The organism is Pseudomonas sp. RIT-PI-AD, from assembly GCF_025642785.1.
Taxonomy (GTDB): domain Bacteria; phylum Pseudomonadota; class Gammaproteobacteria; order Pseudomonadales; family Pseudomonadaceae; genus Pseudomonas_T.
The window spans coordinates 83972-99913 of sequence record NZ_JANZKU010000002.1 but is presented as its reverse complement, the minus strand read 5'-3'; the positions used below and the strand labels follow the sequence as shown (position 1 = coordinate 99913).

Below are 15942 nucleotides of genomic sequence, written 5' to 3'. Positions count from 1 at the left end.
TCACGCACGGCGAAAGGGGACTTCTCCGGTTTTTTCGACTAGCCTCCGCACTTTCCCCATGGATTGCAGGAGCCTGTTCGAATGGATGCCAATGCAACTGCCAAGCCTCAGTCGCTCGTCGATTTGCTGTCGCTGACCGCCCGCAGTCTGACCCACCTGACCGCTGCCATGACCGCCATGTCCTTCGAGCTATTGCGCAGCGAGGACAGCGTGGTACGCGACGCCAGCAAACGCATGATCACCCGCATGGCCGCGATCAATGGCGAGCTGGACCAGCATTGGGCGCTGATCAGCGAGTTGACCGGCATTCCCGAGCCCGAGGAAATGCCCTGCAGCTTGACGGAGGTCCACCTGGCGAACGTGGTTTCCATCGCCAAGGACTATTGAATCGGGTGCGGTCGATGCGCCGGTCCCGGGAAGGACCGCCGCACGGGCGGTCTTCCGGCGGGAGCGGATGGCGACGCGGCGCCTCAGCCGTTGAGCACGGTACCGCCATTCACATGAATGACCTGACCGCTGACGTACGACGAGTCGTCGCAGGCCAGGTACACGTAGGCCGGTGCCAGTTCCTCCGGTTGGCCGGGGCGCCCCATGGGCGTATCGGCGCCGAACTTGGCTACCTGTTCCGCGGTGAACGTGGAGGGGATCAGCGGCGTCCAGATCGGTCCCGGCGCCACGGCATTGACCCGGATGCCCCTGGGCGCGAGGTTCAGCGCCAGTGAGCGGGTGAAGGCGGTGATGGCGCCCTTCGTGGAGGAGTAGTCCAGCAGGATCGGGTTGCCCTTGTAGGCGGTGATCGAGGTGGTGTTGATGATGCTCGCGCCCTTGTTCATCTTCGGCAGGGCGGCCTTGGTCAGTTGGAACATGGAAAAGATGTTGGTGCGGAAGGTCTTTTCCCATTGCTCCTCGCTGATGTCTTCCAGCCTCTCCTGGGGATGCTGTTCGCCGGCGTTGTTCACCAGCACGTCCAGGCGGCCCAGGGTGCCCAGGGTTTCCTCCACCACCTTGGCGCAGAACGCCGCTCCGGCCACGTCGCCGGCGAAGCTCAGGCAGCGTCGGCCCAGGCCTTCGATGTCGCGGCGGGTCTTGGCGGCGTCGTCGTGCTCGTCGAGGTACAGCAGGACGATGTCGGCGCCTTCCTTGGCGAAGGTCACCGCCACCGCGCGGCCGATCCCGCTGTCCGCCCCGGTGATCAGGGCTACCTTGCCGGCCAGCTTTCCGGCCGCCCGGTAATCCTCGGCGCGATAGGCCGGGGCCGGGGTCATCTGGCTTTCCAGGCCGGGTTGGTGGTCCTGGTGCTGCGGCGGAAGGGTTTGCTTGGAGTCTGTCATGGACGGGTTCCTTCTGTGAGTCGGGGTGTCTAGGGGACGGACTTGACGCGATGCGGAAAAGTTTCGGCGGGATGAGGGTCGTCGCTGCGCATGACGGGCGCCAGGGTCGCTCCCGCGCGGGGTGGAAAAATGAAACTCTGCCTGGTCGGTGGCCTCACTTACTAAAGACATCCCTACCGCACCCGCGGCTCTGCTGGAGGCCCGAAACATGCCCGTCCAACATGACCTCGCCCAGGATTTCCCCGAGTTCGGCGAAGCGCTGAAAACCCTCGCCCGGACCGATGCCGAGTTCGGCTCGTTGCTGGAGCGCTACCAGCGCCTCGACAAGACCATCGTGGAGGCCGAGCGCGCGGCGAACCTGGATGACGACAAGCTCAACCAACTGCGCCGCGAGCGGGTACTGACCAAGGACAAGATCGCGCGCAAGCTCGAGCGCGCCTGAGGGCATGCCTCGCCGACCCCGCGATCCCTGCAAGGAGCCTTCATGAACGCCATCCAACGCGTGATGGATTACCTGCAGCACCACGAATTGGTGCTGACCACTGCCGAGTCCTGCACCGCCGGTTCCATCGTGTCCCTGCTGGCCACCATCCCCGGCTGCGGAGCCTGCCTGGATGCCGGCTACGTGGTCTATTCGCCCGAGGCGAAGAAACGCCTGCTGGGCGTGCGCCAGGAAACCCTGGATCGCTTCAACCTGACCAGCCAGGAAGTGGCCTGGGAAATGGCGGTGGGGGCGTTGCACGACAGCGACGCCAACCTGGTGATCGCCAACACCGGCATCGCCGGTCCCGAAGGCCAGGACGGCATTCCCCCCGGCACCCTGTGGTTCGCCTGGGGCTTTCGCAATGGGGAGCGCTTGCACGTCTTCACCCGCAAGGAACGCTTTCCCGGCGACCGCTGCAGCGTGCTCGACCAGGCGGCGCGCTACGCGCTGGACATGATCCCCGCCTATCACCAGCGTTTCCTGCGCGGGGAAGGCTGAATCCCATGCCACCCGTCCGCTGGCGCTGAACCAATAGGGGTTGCGCCCTTCTTGTTTAGAGAGCGCCAGTCCGACCCAACGAATCACAGGAGAATTTCATGCGTGCATTGACGTACCACGGTGTCCACGACGTGCGTGTCGACACCGTTCCCGATCCGGTGCTACAGGCACCCGACGACATCATTCTCAGGGTGACCGCCACCGCCATTTGTGGATCGGACCTGCACATGTATCGCGGCAAGATTCCTGCCGTCGAGCATGGCGACATCTTCGGCCACGAGTTCATGGGTATCGTCGAGGAGGTGGGTTCCGGGGTCAGTGCCGTGCAGCGCGGCGACCGGGTGGTGATCCCCTTCGTGATCGCCTGTGGCAGTTGCTTCTTCTGCGACCAGTCGCTGTACGCCGCCTGCGAAACCACCAACCCGGGGCGTGGCGCGATCCTCAACAAGAAGGCCATCCCCTCGGGTGCCGCGATGTTCGGCTACAGCCACCTGTATGGCGGCGTGCCTGGCGGACAGGCGGAGTTCGTCCGCGTGCCCAAGGCCAACGCCGGCCCCTTCAAGGTGCCCAGCACCCTGGCCGACGAGAAGGTCCTGTTCCTCTCGGACATCCTGCCCACCGCCTGGCAGGCGGTGATCAACGCGGGCATCGGCCCCGGTTCCAGCCTGGCGATCTTCGGCGCCGGCCCGGTGGGCCTGCTTTCCGCCGCCTGCGCGCGGATGCTCGGCGCGGAGCAGATCTTCATGGTCGACCACCATGCCTATCGTCTGGAATACGCGCGGCAGGCCTATGGCGTCATCCCGATCAATTTCGACGAGGAAGACGATCCGGCGCAGCTCATCACCGAGCAGACCGCCGGTCATCGTGGCGTCGACGGCGTGGTGGACGCGGTGGGCTTCGAAGCCAAGGGCAGCACCACCGAAACCGTGCTGACCACCTTGAAGCTGGAAGGCAGCAGCGGCAAGGCACTGCGCCAGTGCATCGCCGCCGTGCGCCGTGGCGGCGCGGTCAGCGTGCCGGGGGTGTACGCCGGGTTCATCCATGCCTTCATGTTCGGCGATGCCTTCGACAAGGGGCTGACCATCAAGATGGGCCAGACCCATACCCACAAGTACCTGCCCGAACTGCTCGAACACATCGAGGCGGGGCGCCTGAGCCCCGAGGCGATCATCACCCACCGTATGCCGCTGGAGCAGGCGGCCAAAGGCTACGAGCTGTTCAACAAGAAACAGGAGGATTGCCGCAAGGTGATCCTCACCACCGGCTCCGCCATTCCCACGGTAGAAGAGCCGCTGCGTGACTCCAGCTTCGATCTGTCCGCTCCCGCGCTGTAGGCGGAAACGCCAGGGCCGGCGCTGGGACAGGCCGGCCCTTTTTCATTTACTGTGTTCGGGCGAGCTCGCGGGCGTGACGCCGCGGGGACCGGCGAAGCCCCAGATCACCAGGCCGACCACCGGGAAGATCAAGATCAACAGTGCCCAGAGGGTCTTCGCGCCGGTGCTGCTCGAACTGCGCACCACACTGGCGATCGCCCAGATATCCAGCAGCAGGATGATCAGGCCGGCGACGCCCCCATACAGTGAATCGATCATGTCGTGTACTCCTCTCGTGGATGTAGACCTCTGCGTTGTGACCGACGGGACGAAACCCCGGTTCAGCGCGTTCGAGGGCGCGCAGGCAGCGAATGTTCCGCCTGCGCCGCCCGCCGCCGGGCGTGGCGCCGCTTGAAGCCGCGCGACGGTGCCCTGGACCTAGTCAAGTGGCTGGCCATGGCGACCATGTTCCTCGACCACCTGCGCTATCTCTGGCCCGACCTGAACGGGCTGTTCGTACCGGGGCGGCTGGCCTTCCCACTGTTCTGCACGGCCATCGCCGCGAACGTCGAGCGGGACGATGGCGGCGCTTTTCCCAATGCCCGCCATGCGCGCTATCTCGGCTGGATGCTGGTGTTCGCGGCGCTTTCCGAGTGGCCCTACCAGCGCTACACCGGCTTGGGTCACCCCTATAACGTCATGCCGACCCTGGCGCTCGGGCTGGTCATCGCCTGGGGCCTGAAATACCGCACGCGACTCGCCCTGACCTTCGCCGGCGCGGCCGTGCTGGTCGCCGGCGTGCTCGGCGAGGAGCGTTTGATGTATGGCCTGTGCGGCGCGCTCTTGCCTGCGGCGATCTGGATGGGCCTGCACGGGCGAGCGGCCGCCTGGCTGTTGGCGAGCGCCCTGAGCCTGGCACCCAACCTGCGGGAGATGGCGCGGCTCGAGCCGCCCGTCCTCGAGCCCTTCATGCTACTGGTCGCCGCCAGCGCCTTGGCGGGGCCCTGCCTCGGCCTCTGGCTGTTGCGGCGGCGCCCGACCTTTCGCGTTCCCCCCGTGCGCCGCTGGGGCTACGGGTTCTATCCGCTGCATTTGTTCGGCCTGTACGGCTTCGGCCTTTTCCTGGCATGGGCCCAGGCCGCGGGCGGATAGGCTGGCCTCGGCACGGCTCTTGCCCCGCGACGGTAGCGGTGGATGCAGAGGGAACGCCGTGATTCATGGCGAATAGGCGCCACCAGAACCCCGGTAGACGAAGGGCATGCCGATCGCGTCTACCCGCACGGTCGGGGCAGGGCAACGGAGCGCGCGTGTAGGGCGTCGAGCCGAGCGATCACGCGCCCCGGTACCGCTCGGCACGACTGAAGGCGTTCTCGGCGTGCCGGAGAGGCTGAGCCCAGGGTGACGACCGGGAAGGTGCGTCGCCCTGAGGGCGTGTCACCTCAAAGGCGCACGTTCATCCGTTTGCCCAGGTGCTGCGGGTTTTCCAGTTCGTCCACCGCGCAGGCGGCGAAGCTCAGCAGTTCCTGGCGTACCTGCTCGGTTGGCGTCTCGCCAGGGCTGCGCAAGTCGTCGATGCTCAGGCCGTCCTGCACTGCCGGCGCGTTGACCAGGGTCCAGCGCAGCGTGCTGCGCTGCAGGGCGTCCTGGACGCGCTCGGCGAGGTCGCCCAGCTGGGCGGGGCCATCCAGCCAGGCGAAATCGCCGATCAGCAGCAACTGGTCGACTTTCACCCGGGGCATGCCCAGGGCCAGGGCTTCGATGGCCTCCAACTGGCGGCGCGGCGTGCGGCTGTCATCCTGCTGGTCGCCGGCGGGTAGGCGCGGGCTGCTGAGCACGGCGATCACCGCATCCATGCCGGCCACGCTTTCGCTCACGCTCAACGCGTCGAAGAGGTCGCCCGACTTCGCGCGCAAGCCGGGGCGGGCGGTCAGCGCATTGAGGTCGCTGAGGATCGCGACCCCTTCGTGCTGGCGGTTCAGCAGTTGCACCAGCAGCGCGCTGCCGATGCTGCTCTGGGCGCCATAGAGGGCGAATTTGAGTAGAGGCGTTTCGAGGTTTTTCATGGAAGGGCCACGAATACGAAGTCGGACGGGGCGCCGACGCTCACCGTTTGCAGGGTTTCGCCGAGCCGCCCGCTCTCGGGGTCGCGGGCGAGCACATGGATTCGATCGCTGCCCTGATTGGCGAGCAGCAGGAAGCGACCGGATGGCGATAGGGCCATCTCGCGCGGTTCGCGTCCTTCGCAACTGCGTCGTTGCAGGCATTCGAGGGTGCCCTTGGCGGGATCGACCCGGTAAACCACCAGATGGTTATGGTCTCCACGGTCGAGCACGTGAAGGAAGCGGCCGTCCGCCGACAGGTGCAGGGAGCCGGCGGCCACCGCGCCGCCGAAGCCCGGCGGTGCCAGGCGTTCGGTCTGTATCGCGCGCAGTTCGCCGCGCTCCACCGCCAGGGCCATGACTTCGCCGCTCAGTTCCAGGGTCAAGTAGGCGAAGCGGCCGTCCGCACTGAAGACCAGATGGCGCGGGCCACTGCCGGTCGGCGCCTGGAACGACGCGGGCCCGGCGGTCTGCAACGGATTGGCGGGGTGGTGCACGTCGTAGCGGTGCACGAAGACCCGGTCCGCGCCGAGGTCGGCGACGTACAGGTGCCAACCGTCGGGGCTGATCCGTGCGCAATGGACGTGGCCATGGGCCTGGCGTTCGGCATCGCCGTGGCTGCCTACCGGGTGCCGGTGCACATGCCGGGCCGCGCCCAGGGTGCCGTCGGCGGCGACCGGCAGCACCACCAGGGAGCCGGGTTCGGCATCGGCAGAATAGTTGGCGACGAACAGGTAGCGCTGGTCGGGGGAAAGGCTCGAGTGGGTCGGGTGGTCGCCCTTCGAGGCTTGGCTACCGTGCAGGTCGAGCCGGCCGCTCGCCGCGTCGAACTGAAAGTGGCTCACCTGGCCGCGGCGCTCCCCAGGCATATCCGGGGATTCTCCGCCATCCTCGCTGACCGCGTAGAGCTGGCGGCCGTCGGCGCTGAGGGTCAGCCAGGAGGGGTTACTGCAGGGCGCGGTGAACCGCAGTTCGCCTATGCGCCCCGCGGCGTCGTCGAAATGGAACACCTGGATGCCTTCGCTCGCACCGGCCGTGTAGGTGCCGACCAGCAGGTTGAAATGGGCGGGCGGTTTGCCGCTCGGGTTGGCACGGGTCACGTCTTCGTACTCCATGAAGCAAGTGAAAGGCTCTAGTAGATGACCGATGCTGGCCGTATGGGTTCGGCGCTGCCTAGAGGGCGGATTGCCGCGCCCCGGACGGAGCGGCTGAACTCCCGCTGGAAGCGGCCAGTCTGCTTGTTCAAGCCCGTACATTTATCGGAGGCGACAATGCAGATCAGAGTGGACGGCCAGGTGGCCCTGGTGACGGGCGCCAGCTCGGGTATCGGTTACGAATGCGCCCGCGCGCTGGCCGACAATGGCGCAGCGGTGGCGATCAACTACCACTCCCAGGCGGAGCCGGCGCAGCGTCTGGCGGATGATATCGTCGCCGCGGGCGGCAAGGCCATCGCCATCGGCGGCGACGTCTCGGACGAGCGGGCGGTCCAGCATCTGTTCCAGCAGACCCTCGATGCCTTCGGCCGCCTGGACATCCTCGTGGCCAACTCGGGCATGCAAAAGGATGCACCCGTCGCCGACATGAGCCTGGAGGATTGGAACGCGGTGATCCAGGTGAACCTGACCGGGCAGTTCCTCTGCGCCCGCGAGGCGATCCGTGTATTCAAGCGCCAGGGCGTACGGCCCGAGGTGTCGCGCGCCGCCGGCAAGATCATCCATATGAGCTCGGTGCACCAGCGGATCCCCTGGGCCGGGCACGTCAACTACGCCGCCTCCAAGGGCGGCGTCGACCTGCTCATGCAGACCCTGGCGCAGGAAGTGGCAGGCGAGCGCATCCGGGTCAACGGCGTGGCGCCCGGCGCCATCCGAACCGCGATCAACGCGGAGCAGACCCAGGGCGATAAGGGCGACCGGCTCCTCGAGCTGATCCCCTACGGGCGCATAGGCGACGTGCAGGACGTCGCCAACGCGGTGGTCTGGCTGGCATCGGACGCTTCCGACTACGTGGTCGGCGCCACCCTGTTCGTCGACGGTGGCATGTGCCTCTACCCGGAGTTCCGTAACAATGGTTGAGGACAATGGGCAATCCTCCGGCGCGTCCGACCCGGAGCCGGCGCAGCAACGACCGATCGAAGCCCATGGGATCATCGGTGACCTCCGCAGCGCGGCGCTGGTCGCCGACGACGGCAGCGTGGATTTCATGTGCTGGCCGGAATTCGACAGCCCGTCGATTTTCGCCGCCCTGCTGGATACCCCCGACGCCGGGGTTTTCGAACTGGCGCCGGTACTGACCGAGGCGCGCCGCCAGCAAATCTACGTGCCGGACACCAATGTGTTACAGACCCGTTGGCTGGCGGAGGAGGCGGTGGTGGTGATCACCGACCTGATGCCGATCTGCGACGCGCCGGGCCTGCCGCGCCTGGTCCGGCGCGTAGAGGTGGTCCAGGGCACGGCGGAGATACGCCTGCGTTGCCGGGTCCGCCACGATTACGGGCGCAGCCATACCCGCGCGGCGATGGCGGGAGATTCCCGGTCGGTTCGCTTCGACGCCGCCGACCAGCCAGCCTTGCGCCTGGCTTCCAGCGTGCCGCTGGCGGTAGAGGAAGACTCGGCGATCGCCCACTTTCGCCTGGGCCACGGCGAACACGCGGATTTCGTGCTGGGCGCCGACGAAGATGCGCGGGTCAGGGTCGACGGCTCCGTGCAATGTCTGGAGGAAACCCAGGCCTTCTGGCGGGATTGGATCGGTCGCTCGAATTACCGCGGCCGCTGGCGGGAAATGGTCAATCGCTCGGCCCTGGCGCTGAAGCTGCTGACGTCGCGCAGCGGCGCGATCCTCGCCGCCGCCACCTTCGGCCTCCCGGAAACGCCGGGCGGCAGCCGCAACTGGGACTATCGCTACAGCTGGATCCGCGACTCGTCCTTCACCGTCTACGCGTTCATGCGCCTGGGGTACGTCGACGAAGCCAACGCCTACATGCGCTGGATCCGCCGGCAGGTCAGCGAATGCTGCGAAACGTCCGGCAAACTGCGCATCCTCTACGGCATCGATGGGCGGCAGGAGTTGCCCGAGGAAAACCTGGCGCATCTCCGCGGGCACGGCGGGGCGCAGCCTGTCCGCATCGGCAACCAGGCCTACGAACAGGTCCAGTTGGACATCTACGGCGAACTGCTGGACGCGGTGTATCTGTCCAACAAATACGGCGAGGCCATTTCCCATGAGGGTTGGCAGCATGTGGTACGGATCGTCGACGCCCTCTGCGAGAGCTGGAACGAGCCGGACGTGGGAATCTGGGAGATGCGCGGCGAGAAGCAGCACTTCCTGCACTCGCGGCTGATGTGCTGGGTCGCCTTCGACCGCGCCATCCGCCTGGCGACGAAACGCTCGTTGCCGGCCCCGTTCGGGCGCTGGGATGCCGCCAGGGCCGCGGTGCACGAGGACATCTGGAAGCACTTCTGGGATCCGCAGCGCGAGCATTTCGTGCAGAGCCTGGGCAGCCATGCCTTGGATGGGTCGATGCTGCTGATGCCGCTGGTGCGTTTCGTCAGCGCCACCGATCCCCGCTGGTTGTCCACCCTCGACGCCATCGAACAGCACCTGCTGCGCGACGGCATGGTCTATCGCTACCGCACCGCGGACACGCCCTCGGACAACCTAGCCGGCGAGGAGGGCGCCTTCGCCGCCTGCTCCTTCTGGTACGTGGAATGCCTGGCTCGCGCCGGCCGTACCCAACAGGCGCACCTGGAGTTCGAGCAACTGCTGCGCTACGCCAACCCCCTGGGGCTCTACGCCGAGGAATTCGACAAGCACGGCCACCACCTGGGCAACACCCCCCAGGCCCTGACCCACCTCGCCTTGATCAGCGCGGCGACCTACCTCGACCGGACGCTGAACGGTGGCACCACGCTGTGGAAGCCGTAACGCCGACCATCACCGAACGGATGAAGCCATAAGCCGACGCTGGGGCAGGATGACCAACGATGTGCTATAGCCATGGACGGCTTTGCACTCGCTCAAGGAGACAGGTATGTCCAGCCTGGATAAAGACGGCATGTTGATCGATGCCCAGGTCATCCAAATGCGCTTCACCGGAATCGAGCATGGCGAACTGGCGGGCGTGCACGCCATCGTTGTTCATCAGACCGATTCCTCGACTGCCCAGAACACCTTCAACGGCTACAAGAGTGGCGGCAACGGCGCGCATTTTCTCATCGACAAGAACGGCCAGATCTACCAGACCGCCAGCGTGCATCGACGCTGTTACCACGTAGGTAAATTGATCAGGTCGAAATGCCTAGAAATCAACAAGAGCAACTGCGACAGCGTGGCCATGGCCAGCATGCTTGCGATGGGCTGGAGGCAGCAGATCAAGGCGCTCGACGCTCATGAACGTCAGAAGGATTACCCCGAGCGTTACCCGATCAACAGCGACTCGGTGGGCATTGAGCTGGTGGGCAAGAGCCTGGATGCGACTCGCTTCGAGGCCGTCACGGCGCAGCAGAACAACTCACTGCAATGGTTGGTGAGCGAGCTGTATCGACATTTCAGCCTGACTACGAGCGATGTCTACCGGCATCCCGACGTGTCCTACAAGAGTCCCGGAGAAGCGAGCACCGCCACATGGAAATGAAGCCACTCACCATAGCCTTGGCGCTCGGCCTCGCGCCGTCGGCCTGCACGGCCCAAGGGCTGGATATTGGAAAGGCCAAGGATTTCTACGTCGAGGATTTCAACTCTGAGAATGTCCAGCGATGCCGGGCCACCGACGTCGATCTGGATAATGAGCAAGTGCAGGACTTCTTCACCCGGGCCCAGCTCGTGGACAGCAAGACGCTGCACGACCATTACAACTTCGCGCCCTGTTACATCGAAGGTGTGGTGACCTACGAAGGCCGCTCCTGCGACTGGCAAATCCGCGCCGGTGCCACCGGCCAGATCAGTTGTGGCGGAGAAGTCTGGCTCTATGCCTGCGATCGATGCGCAGAACTTTTCGAAAGCAAGCCGACTCCTTGAACTCTGTCACGAGCTGATTCGTGGTTATTTCGGCCCGACAAGCTCCATCTCAATGGAGAGGGAGCTTGTCGGGTGTTGGCGCACATATAGAAGGGTGTTGGTAGCCCGCCTTCTATGCTCTGGCAAGCTTCAAGCGTTGGGCGAGGGACGGGTTCAATGGGCGCAGCCTATACGCTCAGTGAGTTCACTCGCGCGCGATACCGACTTTCCAGTCGAAGCTCTTATTCGATTCTGCAGCGATTGGAGATCGGCAAATCGATAGGGCATGCAACTGTCCATTTCGATAATGCCGCCATTGTTCCTGTACACCAGGAAGTTGCCGGTGAGTCATAGGTGACATGGAAACTGAAGTAGCCCTCGATATCGGCTCTTCATCTTTGGTGTTCCGATACTTTCGATTTCTGCCCGTTCGATCTGTTCGCGAATGTGTCCTTGATCGAGCAGGAACAGAGGCACTAAGGCTTCAGCTTGTGATACCGACAGCCCGGCCGGGTCCACCGGCGCAGCGGCGAGCAAGAACGACGACGAGGGTTTTCAACGCTTGGCCATAACCGGCGAGCCCCAGCGTGAGCACACCTCCCACTCGTCGGTACATCGGCACTCTTGTCGACCCTTCGTTCTCCACTGCAGGTACATCCACTGGAGAGTCATCATGCCTTCGAAAAACCTTGTCTCGATTCTCGCTCTGCTCGTCTCCGTTGGCCTGGCCTCTACCGCCCATGCCCAATCGCCGATTCCCGGCGCGGCGGAAGGTCCCGGCGCGGGTTCGCCCACCACGCCCCGCACCGACGACACTCTGAATGCCCAGCCCATGGGCAACGACACCGAGCAGGGTACGGTGATGGAGCACGAGAACAAGATCACCCTGGACAAGAACTCCGGTTCCGGCACCGATGGTACCGATGGCAAGACCACCGGAAGCGGCACCACCAGCGAAAGCATCCCCGGGAATATCCCGCCGGCACGCGCCCAGTGAGATAAGCCCGAGGGCGAAGCCAGCCATGGCCTCGCCTTTCGGGCGGGGGCACCTTAAGCTCCGTCCATGCCCGAGCAACCCCACCGAGATACCCTCGCCCTTTTCCTCGATACGTGCCGCCGTCTGAGCCAGGGCGACGAGGACCTCGTCGCCCGTTTGCGCGACGCGGGTTTCGTCTGCGAACCCTTCGACTGGTCGTTCACGCTGCCCGCCGTGCATGCCTGGCTGGCCACCGATGAGCCCTATCCGCGCTTTCGCCAGCGCTTGTTCGCCAGCCGCTTCAACCAGTGGCTGGAGGCGTTCGACATGCGTGTGGTGATCGAGGACAACCGCGGCAAGGTCGATGCGAACCGCTATCGGCTGTGCCGTCGGCCAGCCCCTCAGGACTCGTCGCCGCCCCGATAGAGATGCCGATGATCGGCGCTATAGAGCGATGAGCGCCCGAAGGCCTCGGCGGCCAGTACCGGCCCCACCAGGATCAGGGCCGTTCGGCGAAAGCCCTTGGCCTCGCTCAAGGCCGGGAGGGTGGCCAGGGTGCCGGTCACCCAATCCTGGTCCGGCCAACTGGCGCGATGCACGACGGCCGCGGGGCAATCAGCGCCGTAGTGGGGGATGAGCTCTTCGACGATGCGTTTCAGATGGCTGACGCCGAGGTGGATCGCCAGGGTGGTGCGATGGCGCGCCAAGTCCGCCAGCCGCTCGCCCTCGGGCATGGAGCGATTCTGCCCGTAGCGGGTGAGGATCAGGCTCTGGGCCACGTCCGGTAGCGTCAGCTCGACCCCTAGCAAGGCGGCGCAAGCCGAAGTCGCGGTGACCCCGGGGACGATCTCGTAGGGAATCCCGGCGGCGCGGAGGTGCTCGATCTGCTCGCCGATGGCGCCATACAGCGAAGGGTCGCCGGAATGGACCCGCGCCACATCCTGGCCGCGCCGGTGGGCTTCGAGCAGATGGCCGACGATCTGCTCCAAGTGCAAGGGCGCCGTGTCGATCACGCGCTCGGCGAGGTGACCTTCCAGCACCGCCCGCGGCACCAGCGAACCCGCGTAGAGGATCACCGGGCAACTGCGAATCAGCCGCTGCCCTTTGAGGGTGATCAGTTCGGGATCGCCTGGGCCGGCGCCGATGAAATACACGGTCACGGCGCATCTCCTTCCGTGGCTACCCGGGCGATGGCCACGCTGGCCCGGGCACTGTTGCGCTTCTCCAGCCGCAGGCGGGCCGGGGCCAGCCCGAGCGCGTCGGCCTGGGCCAGCGCGCAGGCTTCGGCGACCCCGGCGCTGCCCACTTCACGCAGCACTTGTTGCGACGGTCGTTGCAGGCGGTCGGCATAGGTCGCCAGAAAGCCAGCCTCGAAGAACGCCAGGGGCAGGCCCAGGCTGTGGGCGAGACTGAGCAGCCCGGGCTCGTCGCGTTTGCGGTCGAGGCTGGCGAGGCCGGCCAGGTCGCGGACGTGCAGGCCGCATTCGGCCAGCGCGCGATCCAGCAGCGCACGCAGTTCCGCTGGATCGCAGCCGCGCCGGCAGCCTAGGCCGGCGACGTATGGATTCACGCCGCGTCGGGGGCGCTGGGACGGCGGAACAGCCAGACGCTGATCAGCCCCAATGCCAGCCAGAACAGCGCGTTGGTGGCCAGGGAGGCGAACACGAACTGGCGCTCCAGGTGTTCCGGCGCCAGGCTCTCGTGGACATCCGGCTGCGGCGCGCCGATCAGGTGCGGGATCGCCAGCAGGACGAGGCCGAGAATCCGCAGCCCCCAGGAGCGCCCGAAGGTCAGCAGGGCCAGGCCCACGGCGGTCGAGCTGGCGGTGCCGATCCACCAGTACTGGCGCGACAGCAGGTCGGCGGCGGCGGTGCCCGGCAGTTCCGGCGGCAGGCCGGCGGCCGGCGCCAGGTTGAAGGTGACGAAACCAGCCACGCCCCAGGCCAGGCCCTGCCAGAGACGCAGCGGGGTACGCAGGCTGTAGAGGCCCGCCAGCATCAGCGCGAAGCCGACCGCTACCACCAGGTTGCTGCCGCTGGTGGAAAGCGTGCGCTGCCAGCCGTCCTCGGGCGACCAGGCTTCCGGCTCGTGCTCGTGGGCGGCGACGCCGTCGTGGACGTGCTCGGCGGGTTCGCTCTGTTCGTAGGTTTCCGCCTGGAGAATCAGCGGGGTGACCCACAGGGTTTGCAGCAAGGTCAGCAGGATGGCCGCGAGCAGGCCCGCCAGGCCCGCGGTCTGGGCGATACGCTTGAACATGTCGACGTCCTCAGTGGCAGGGGAAGGCGGTGCTGTGGCGGGTGTCGTGAGCGGCGTTGTGCACCGCATCGATATGGGAGAAACCGGCGAAATAGATCAGCAGCGCACCGAGCAGGCAGCTGCCGATGGCGAGCGGCAGGCGTTGCGACAGGGGGAGCGCGGCGGTGGATTGGAGTAGGGTGCTGCTGGACATGGACGGACGTTCCTTCTTCGACGAAGCGGGGCGCGACGAGGGGGAACGCACGAAAGCCGGACGTCGGGAACGGACCGGCTTCAGCTCGCGCCCGCCCACCGCGGGTTGCCAAACAGAGCTCCAGGCCGGTCTCCGGGCTTGCGAGCTTCGACCATCGGCCGATCACCGGGATCGCCTTCCCATGCCAGGGGCACAGTGGACGTTCGATCCCATCACTCGCTTACCGTTGCGGGGGCAGCGCCGGACTTGCCGAGGGTCGAACCCCGCGCACCGGCTTCCCGTTTCACCTCGCGCGCGACGGCGCGAGACACCTGGAACAGCTTTCTAGAACAGCATGAATGCGTCGCGAGCGTCAACCGCGGCGATTGACCTGTATCGGGGCACTGCGTAGCCTTGCCGGTTCGAGGTTTCCCGGGCTGCGGCCCGGGCCTGCAGGCCGGTTCCGCGCTCGAGCGCGGCGCTCGCCGCAGGAGGGAACGCGGTCATGCCGCGGCTGCCCCCGCAACTGTGAACGGCCCAGGCCTGTCCGGATGCCACTGCGGTTCCACCGTGGGAAGGCGGACAGGCGCGCAACGCGCAAGCCGTGAGCCAGGAGACCTGCCTCGACGGTCGTGTCCGCACGGCCTCCGATGACAAACCGGGCGGGGTGATCCGGTGGCGAATCCGTGGCGCGGGTCTCCGCTGCGCGCGCTCGTCAGGCATGCCCGCCCGATCCGCTTCGTTCAGAAAGGACCGCGCCGCACATGAAAACTCTGGGCAAACTTCCCGTCACCATCGTCACCGGCTTTCTCGGCGCGGGCAAAACCACCTTGCTGCGGCACATGCTGGACAACGCGCAAGGGCGACGCATCGCGGTGATCGTCAACGAGTTCGGCGAGCTGGGCATCGATGGCGACCTGCTCAAGCAATGCGCCATCGGCTGCAGCGAGGAAGAAGCCGCCGGGCGCGTCTTCGAACTGGCCAACGGCTGCCTGTGCTGCACCGTGCAGGAAGAATTCTTCCCGGTGATGCGCGAACTGGTCGCGCGCCGCGACGACCTCGACCAGATCCTCATCGAAACCTCCGGCCTCGCCCTGCCTAAGCCCCTGGTCCAGGCGTTCCAGTGGCCGGAAATTCGCAATGCCTGCACGGTGGATGCGGTCATCACCGTGGTCGATAGCCCGGCGGTGGCGGCCGGCACCTTCGCCGCCCATCCCGACCAAGTGGACGCGCAGCGTCGCCAGGACCCCAACCTCGACCATGAGTCGCCGCTGCACGAGCTGTTCGAAGACCAGTTGGCCAGCGCCGACCTGGTGATCCTGAACAAGAGCGACCTGCTGGATGCCGATGCCCTGGCCCGGGTCCGCGCCGAAGTGGTCCGGGAACTGCCGCCGGCGGTGAAGATCGTCGAGGCCCACCAGGGGCATTTGCCGCTGGACGTGTTGCTCGGGCTCAACGCCGAAGCCGAGCGCCACATCGACGGCCGCGCCACCCATCACGATCACGAACCCCACGAAGAACACGATCACGACGAATTCGACTCCTTCGACCTGGACCTGCCGGAGGTCGACGACCGGCGTCTACTCGATGCCCTCGCGACCCTGGTGGGGCGTCACGCGATCCTGCGTGTGAAGGGGTTCGCGGCGATTCCCGGCAAGCCCATGCGCCTGCTCATCCAGGGCGTCGGAAAACGCTTCGACAAGCATTTCGACCGCGCCTGGCGCACCGACGAGCCCCGCACCACGCGGCTGGTGGTGATCGGCCAGGCACTGGACCGCGCGGCGATCGCCGCCGAACTGCGCGCGGCGCTCTGAGCATGGC

At 66.2% G+C, this 15942-nt stretch carries 20 protein-coding genes and 2 riboswitches; of the genes, 12 read left to right on the top strand and 8 right to left on the bottom strand.

The features are described 5' to 3' along the window. Positions 1-81: 81 nt before the first annotated feature. Positions 82-387, top strand: a complete 306-nt coding sequence (locus OGL92_RS02300) for a hypothetical protein (RefSeq protein ID WP_263139810.1) — start codon at positions 82-84, stop codon at positions 385-387. 83 nt (positions 388-470) lie between these two features. On the opposite strand, the gene OGL92_RS02295 is transcribed toward OGL92_RS02300, so the two are convergent. Further along, positions 471-1331, bottom strand: a complete 861-nt coding sequence (locus tag OGL92_RS02295; protein ID WP_263139809.1) for an SDR family oxidoreductase — start codon at positions 1329-1331, stop codon at positions 471-473. 208 nt (positions 1332-1539) lie between these two features. On the opposite strand from OGL92_RS02295, the gene OGL92_RS02290 reads away from it, so the two are divergent. From OGL92_RS02290 to OGL92_RS02280, 3 genes are all read left to right on the top strand, one after another. Continuing rightward, positions 1540-1773, top strand: coding sequence for a DUF465 domain-containing protein (locus OGL92_RS02290; RefSeq protein WP_263139808.1), 234 nt, complete (start codon positions 1540-1542; stop codon positions 1771-1773). Positions 1774-1815: 42 nt separating this feature from the next. Continuing rightward, positions 1816-2313 carry a CinA family protein gene (locus tag OGL92_RS02285; RefSeq protein WP_263139805.1) on the top strand — a complete coding sequence of 166 codons (498 nt, stop codon included), beginning with the start codon at positions 1816-1818 and terminating at the stop codon, positions 2311-2313. A 98-nt stretch (positions 2314-2411) separates the two neighbouring features. Continuing rightward, on the top strand, positions 2412-3647 hold the full coding sequence (locus OGL92_RS02280) for a zinc-dependent alcohol dehydrogenase (RefSeq protein WP_263139804.1): 1236 nt from the start codon (positions 2412-2414) through the stop codon (positions 3645-3647). 42 nt (positions 3648-3689) lie between these two features. Here OGL92_RS02280 and OGL92_RS02275 read toward each other — a convergent pair whose 3' ends face one another. Then, complete coding sequence (locus tag OGL92_RS02275) at positions 3690-3902, bottom strand: PLD nuclease N-terminal domain-containing protein (protein ID WP_263140262.1); 213 nt, start codon at positions 3900-3902, stop codon at positions 3690-3692. A 135-nt stretch (positions 3903-4037) separates the two neighbouring features. Here OGL92_RS02275 and OGL92_RS02270 point away from each other — a divergent pair, with 135 nt between their 5' ends. Then, positions 4038-4778 carry a conjugal transfer protein TraX gene (locus OGL92_RS02270; protein WP_263139802.1) on the top strand — a complete coding sequence of 247 codons (741 nt, stop codon included), beginning with the start codon at positions 4038-4040 and terminating at the stop codon, positions 4776-4778. A gap of 287 nt (positions 4779-5065) precedes the next feature. Here the strand turns inward: OGL92_RS02270 and OGL92_RS02265 are convergent, their stop codons facing one another. Next, positions 5066-5689 carry an NAD(P)H-binding protein gene (locus tag OGL92_RS02265; protein WP_263139801.1) on the bottom strand — a complete coding sequence of 208 codons (624 nt, stop codon included), beginning with the start codon at positions 5687-5689 and terminating at the stop codon, positions 5066-5068. Further along, entirely contained in the window at positions 5686-6825 is a 1140-nt protein-coding gene (locus OGL92_RS02260) for a lactonase family protein (protein ID WP_263139800.1), read from the bottom strand. Before OGL92_RS02260 ends, OGL92_RS02265 begins: the two co-directional genes overlap by 4 nt. Positions 6826-6996: 171 nt before the next feature. On the opposite strand from OGL92_RS02260, the gene OGL92_RS02255 reads away from it, so the two are divergent. From OGL92_RS02255 to OGL92_RS02230, 6 genes are all read left to right on the top strand, one after another. Beyond that, positions 6997-7797 (top strand): glucose 1-dehydrogenase, encoded by an 801-nt coding sequence (locus OGL92_RS02255; protein ID WP_263139799.1) that lies wholly within the window; start codon positions 6997-6999, stop codon positions 7795-7797. Next, positions 7790-9646 carry a glycoside hydrolase family 15 protein gene (locus OGL92_RS02250; protein ID WP_263139797.1) on the top strand — a complete coding sequence of 619 codons (1857 nt, stop codon included), beginning with the start codon at positions 7790-7792 and terminating at the stop codon, positions 9644-9646. Before OGL92_RS02255 ends, OGL92_RS02250 begins: the two co-directional genes overlap by 8 nt. A 106-nt stretch (positions 9647-9752) precedes the next feature. Next, positions 9753-10355 (top strand): peptidoglycan recognition family protein, encoded by a 603-nt coding sequence (locus OGL92_RS02245; protein WP_263139796.1) that lies wholly within the window; start codon positions 9753-9755, stop codon positions 10353-10355. Continuing rightward, the gene (locus OGL92_RS02240) at positions 10346-10738 is read left to right on the top strand and encodes a hypothetical protein (protein WP_263139795.1); all 393 of its coding nucleotides are present in this window, start codon (positions 10346-10348) and stop codon (positions 10736-10738) included. The genes OGL92_RS02245 and OGL92_RS02240 overlap by 10 nt, the downstream gene beginning before the upstream one ends. Before the next feature lie 652 nt (positions 10739-11390). Continuing rightward, positions 11391-11714, top strand: coding sequence for a hypothetical protein (locus OGL92_RS02235; RefSeq protein WP_263139793.1), 324 nt, complete (start codon positions 11391-11393; stop codon positions 11712-11714). Between the two features lie 66 nt (positions 11715-11780). After that, positions 11781-12119, top strand: a complete 339-nt coding sequence (locus OGL92_RS02230) for a hypothetical protein (RefSeq protein ID WP_263139792.1) — start codon at positions 11781-11783, stop codon at positions 12117-12119. On the opposite strand, the gene cobM is transcribed toward OGL92_RS02230, so the two are convergent. From cobM to OGL92_RS02210, 4 genes are read right to left on the bottom strand one after another with little or no spacing between them, the layout of a single operon-like run. Then, complete coding sequence (cobM, locus tag OGL92_RS02225) at positions 12095-12853, bottom strand: precorrin-4 C(11)-methyltransferase (protein WP_263139790.1); 759 nt, start codon at positions 12851-12853, stop codon at positions 12095-12097. The genes OGL92_RS02230 and cobM overlap by 25 nt on opposite strands. Beyond that, positions 12850-13263: a cobalamin biosynthesis protein gene (locus tag OGL92_RS02220; RefSeq protein ID WP_263139788.1), complete on the bottom strand. Its 414-nt coding sequence runs from the start codon at positions 13261-13263 to the stop codon at positions 12850-12852. The genes cobM and OGL92_RS02220 overlap by 4 nt, the downstream gene beginning before the upstream one ends. Continuing rightward, positions 13260-13949, bottom strand: coding sequence for a CbtA family protein (locus OGL92_RS02215; RefSeq protein ID WP_263139784.1), 690 nt, complete (start codon positions 13947-13949; stop codon positions 13260-13262). The genes OGL92_RS02220 and OGL92_RS02215 overlap by 4 nt, the downstream gene beginning before the upstream one ends. 10 nt (positions 13950-13959) lie before the next feature. Beyond that, the gene (locus OGL92_RS02210) at positions 13960-14142 is read right to left on the bottom strand and encodes a CbtB domain-containing protein (RefSeq protein WP_263139782.1); all 183 of its coding nucleotides are present in this window, start codon (positions 14140-14142) and stop codon (positions 13960-13962) included. Between the two features lie 105 nt (positions 14143-14247). Next, positions 14248-14472, bottom strand: a riboswitch (cobalamin riboswitch). A 141-nt stretch (positions 14473-14613) separates the two neighbouring features. Beyond that, a riboswitch (cobalamin riboswitch) is annotated at positions 14614-14741 on the top strand. 144 nt (positions 14742-14885) lie between these two features. Between OGL92_RS02210 and cobW the strand changes: the two genes are divergently transcribed. Then, on the top strand, positions 14886-15935 hold the full coding sequence (gene cobW / locus OGL92_RS02205; protein ID WP_276583684.1) for a cobalamin biosynthesis protein CobW: 1050 nt from the start codon (positions 14886-14888) through the stop codon (positions 15933-15935). Positions 15936-15942: the final 7 nt, after the last annotated feature.

Bases quoted from the DNA above. Each gene is read 5' to 3' on its own strand.
- OGL92_RS02300 (WP_263139810.1), top strand. From the start codon at position 82: ATGGATGCCAATGCAACTGCCAAGCCTCAGTCGCTCGTCGATTTGCTG.
- OGL92_RS02295 (WP_263139809.1), bottom strand. From the start codon at position 1,331: ATGACAGACTCCAAGCAAACCCTTCCGCCGCAGCACCAGGACCACCAA.
- OGL92_RS02290 (WP_263139808.1), top strand. From the start codon at position 1,540: ATGCCCGTCCAACATGACCTCGCCCAGGATTTCCCCGAGTTCGGCGAA.
- OGL92_RS02285 (WP_263139805.1), top strand. From the start codon at position 1,816: ATGAACGCCATCCAACGCGTGATGGATTACCTGCAGCACCACGAATTG.
- OGL92_RS02280 (WP_263139804.1), top strand. From the start codon at position 2,412: ATGCGTGCATTGACGTACCACGGTGTCCACGACGTGCGTGTCGACACC.
- OGL92_RS02265 (WP_263139801.1), bottom strand. From the start codon at position 5,689: ATGAAAAACCTCGAAACGCCTCTACTCAAATTCGCCCTCTATGGCGCC.
- OGL92_RS02255 (WP_263139799.1), top strand. From the start codon at position 6,997: ATGCAGATCAGAGTGGACGGCCAGGTGGCCCTGGTGACGGGCGCCAGC.
- OGL92_RS02250 (WP_263139797.1), top strand. From the start codon at position 7,790: ATGGTTGAGGACAATGGGCAATCCTCCGGCGCGTCCGACCCGGAGCCG.
- OGL92_RS02245 (WP_263139796.1), top strand. From the start codon at position 9,753: ATGTCCAGCCTGGATAAAGACGGCATGTTGATCGATGCCCAGGTCATC.
- OGL92_RS02240 (WP_263139795.1), top strand. From the start codon at position 10,346: ATGGAAATGAAGCCACTCACCATAGCCTTGGCGCTCGGCCTCGCGCCG.
- OGL92_RS02235 (WP_263139793.1), top strand. From the start codon at position 11,391: ATGCCTTCGAAAAACCTTGTCTCGATTCTCGCTCTGCTCGTCTCCGTT.
- OGL92_RS02230 (WP_263139792.1), top strand. From the start codon at position 11,781: ATGCCCGAGCAACCCCACCGAGATACCCTCGCCCTTTTCCTCGATACG.
- OGL92_RS02215 (WP_263139784.1), bottom strand. From the start codon at position 13,949: ATGTTCAAGCGTATCGCCCAGACCGCGGGCCTGGCGGGCCTGCTCGCG.
- OGL92_RS02210 (WP_263139782.1), bottom strand. From the start codon at position 14,142: ATGTCCAGCAGCACCCTACTCCAATCCACCGCCGCGCTCCCCCTGTCG.
- cobW (WP_276583684.1), top strand. From the start codon at position 14,886: ATGAAAACTCTGGGCAAACTTCCCGTCACCATCGTCACCGGCTTTCTC.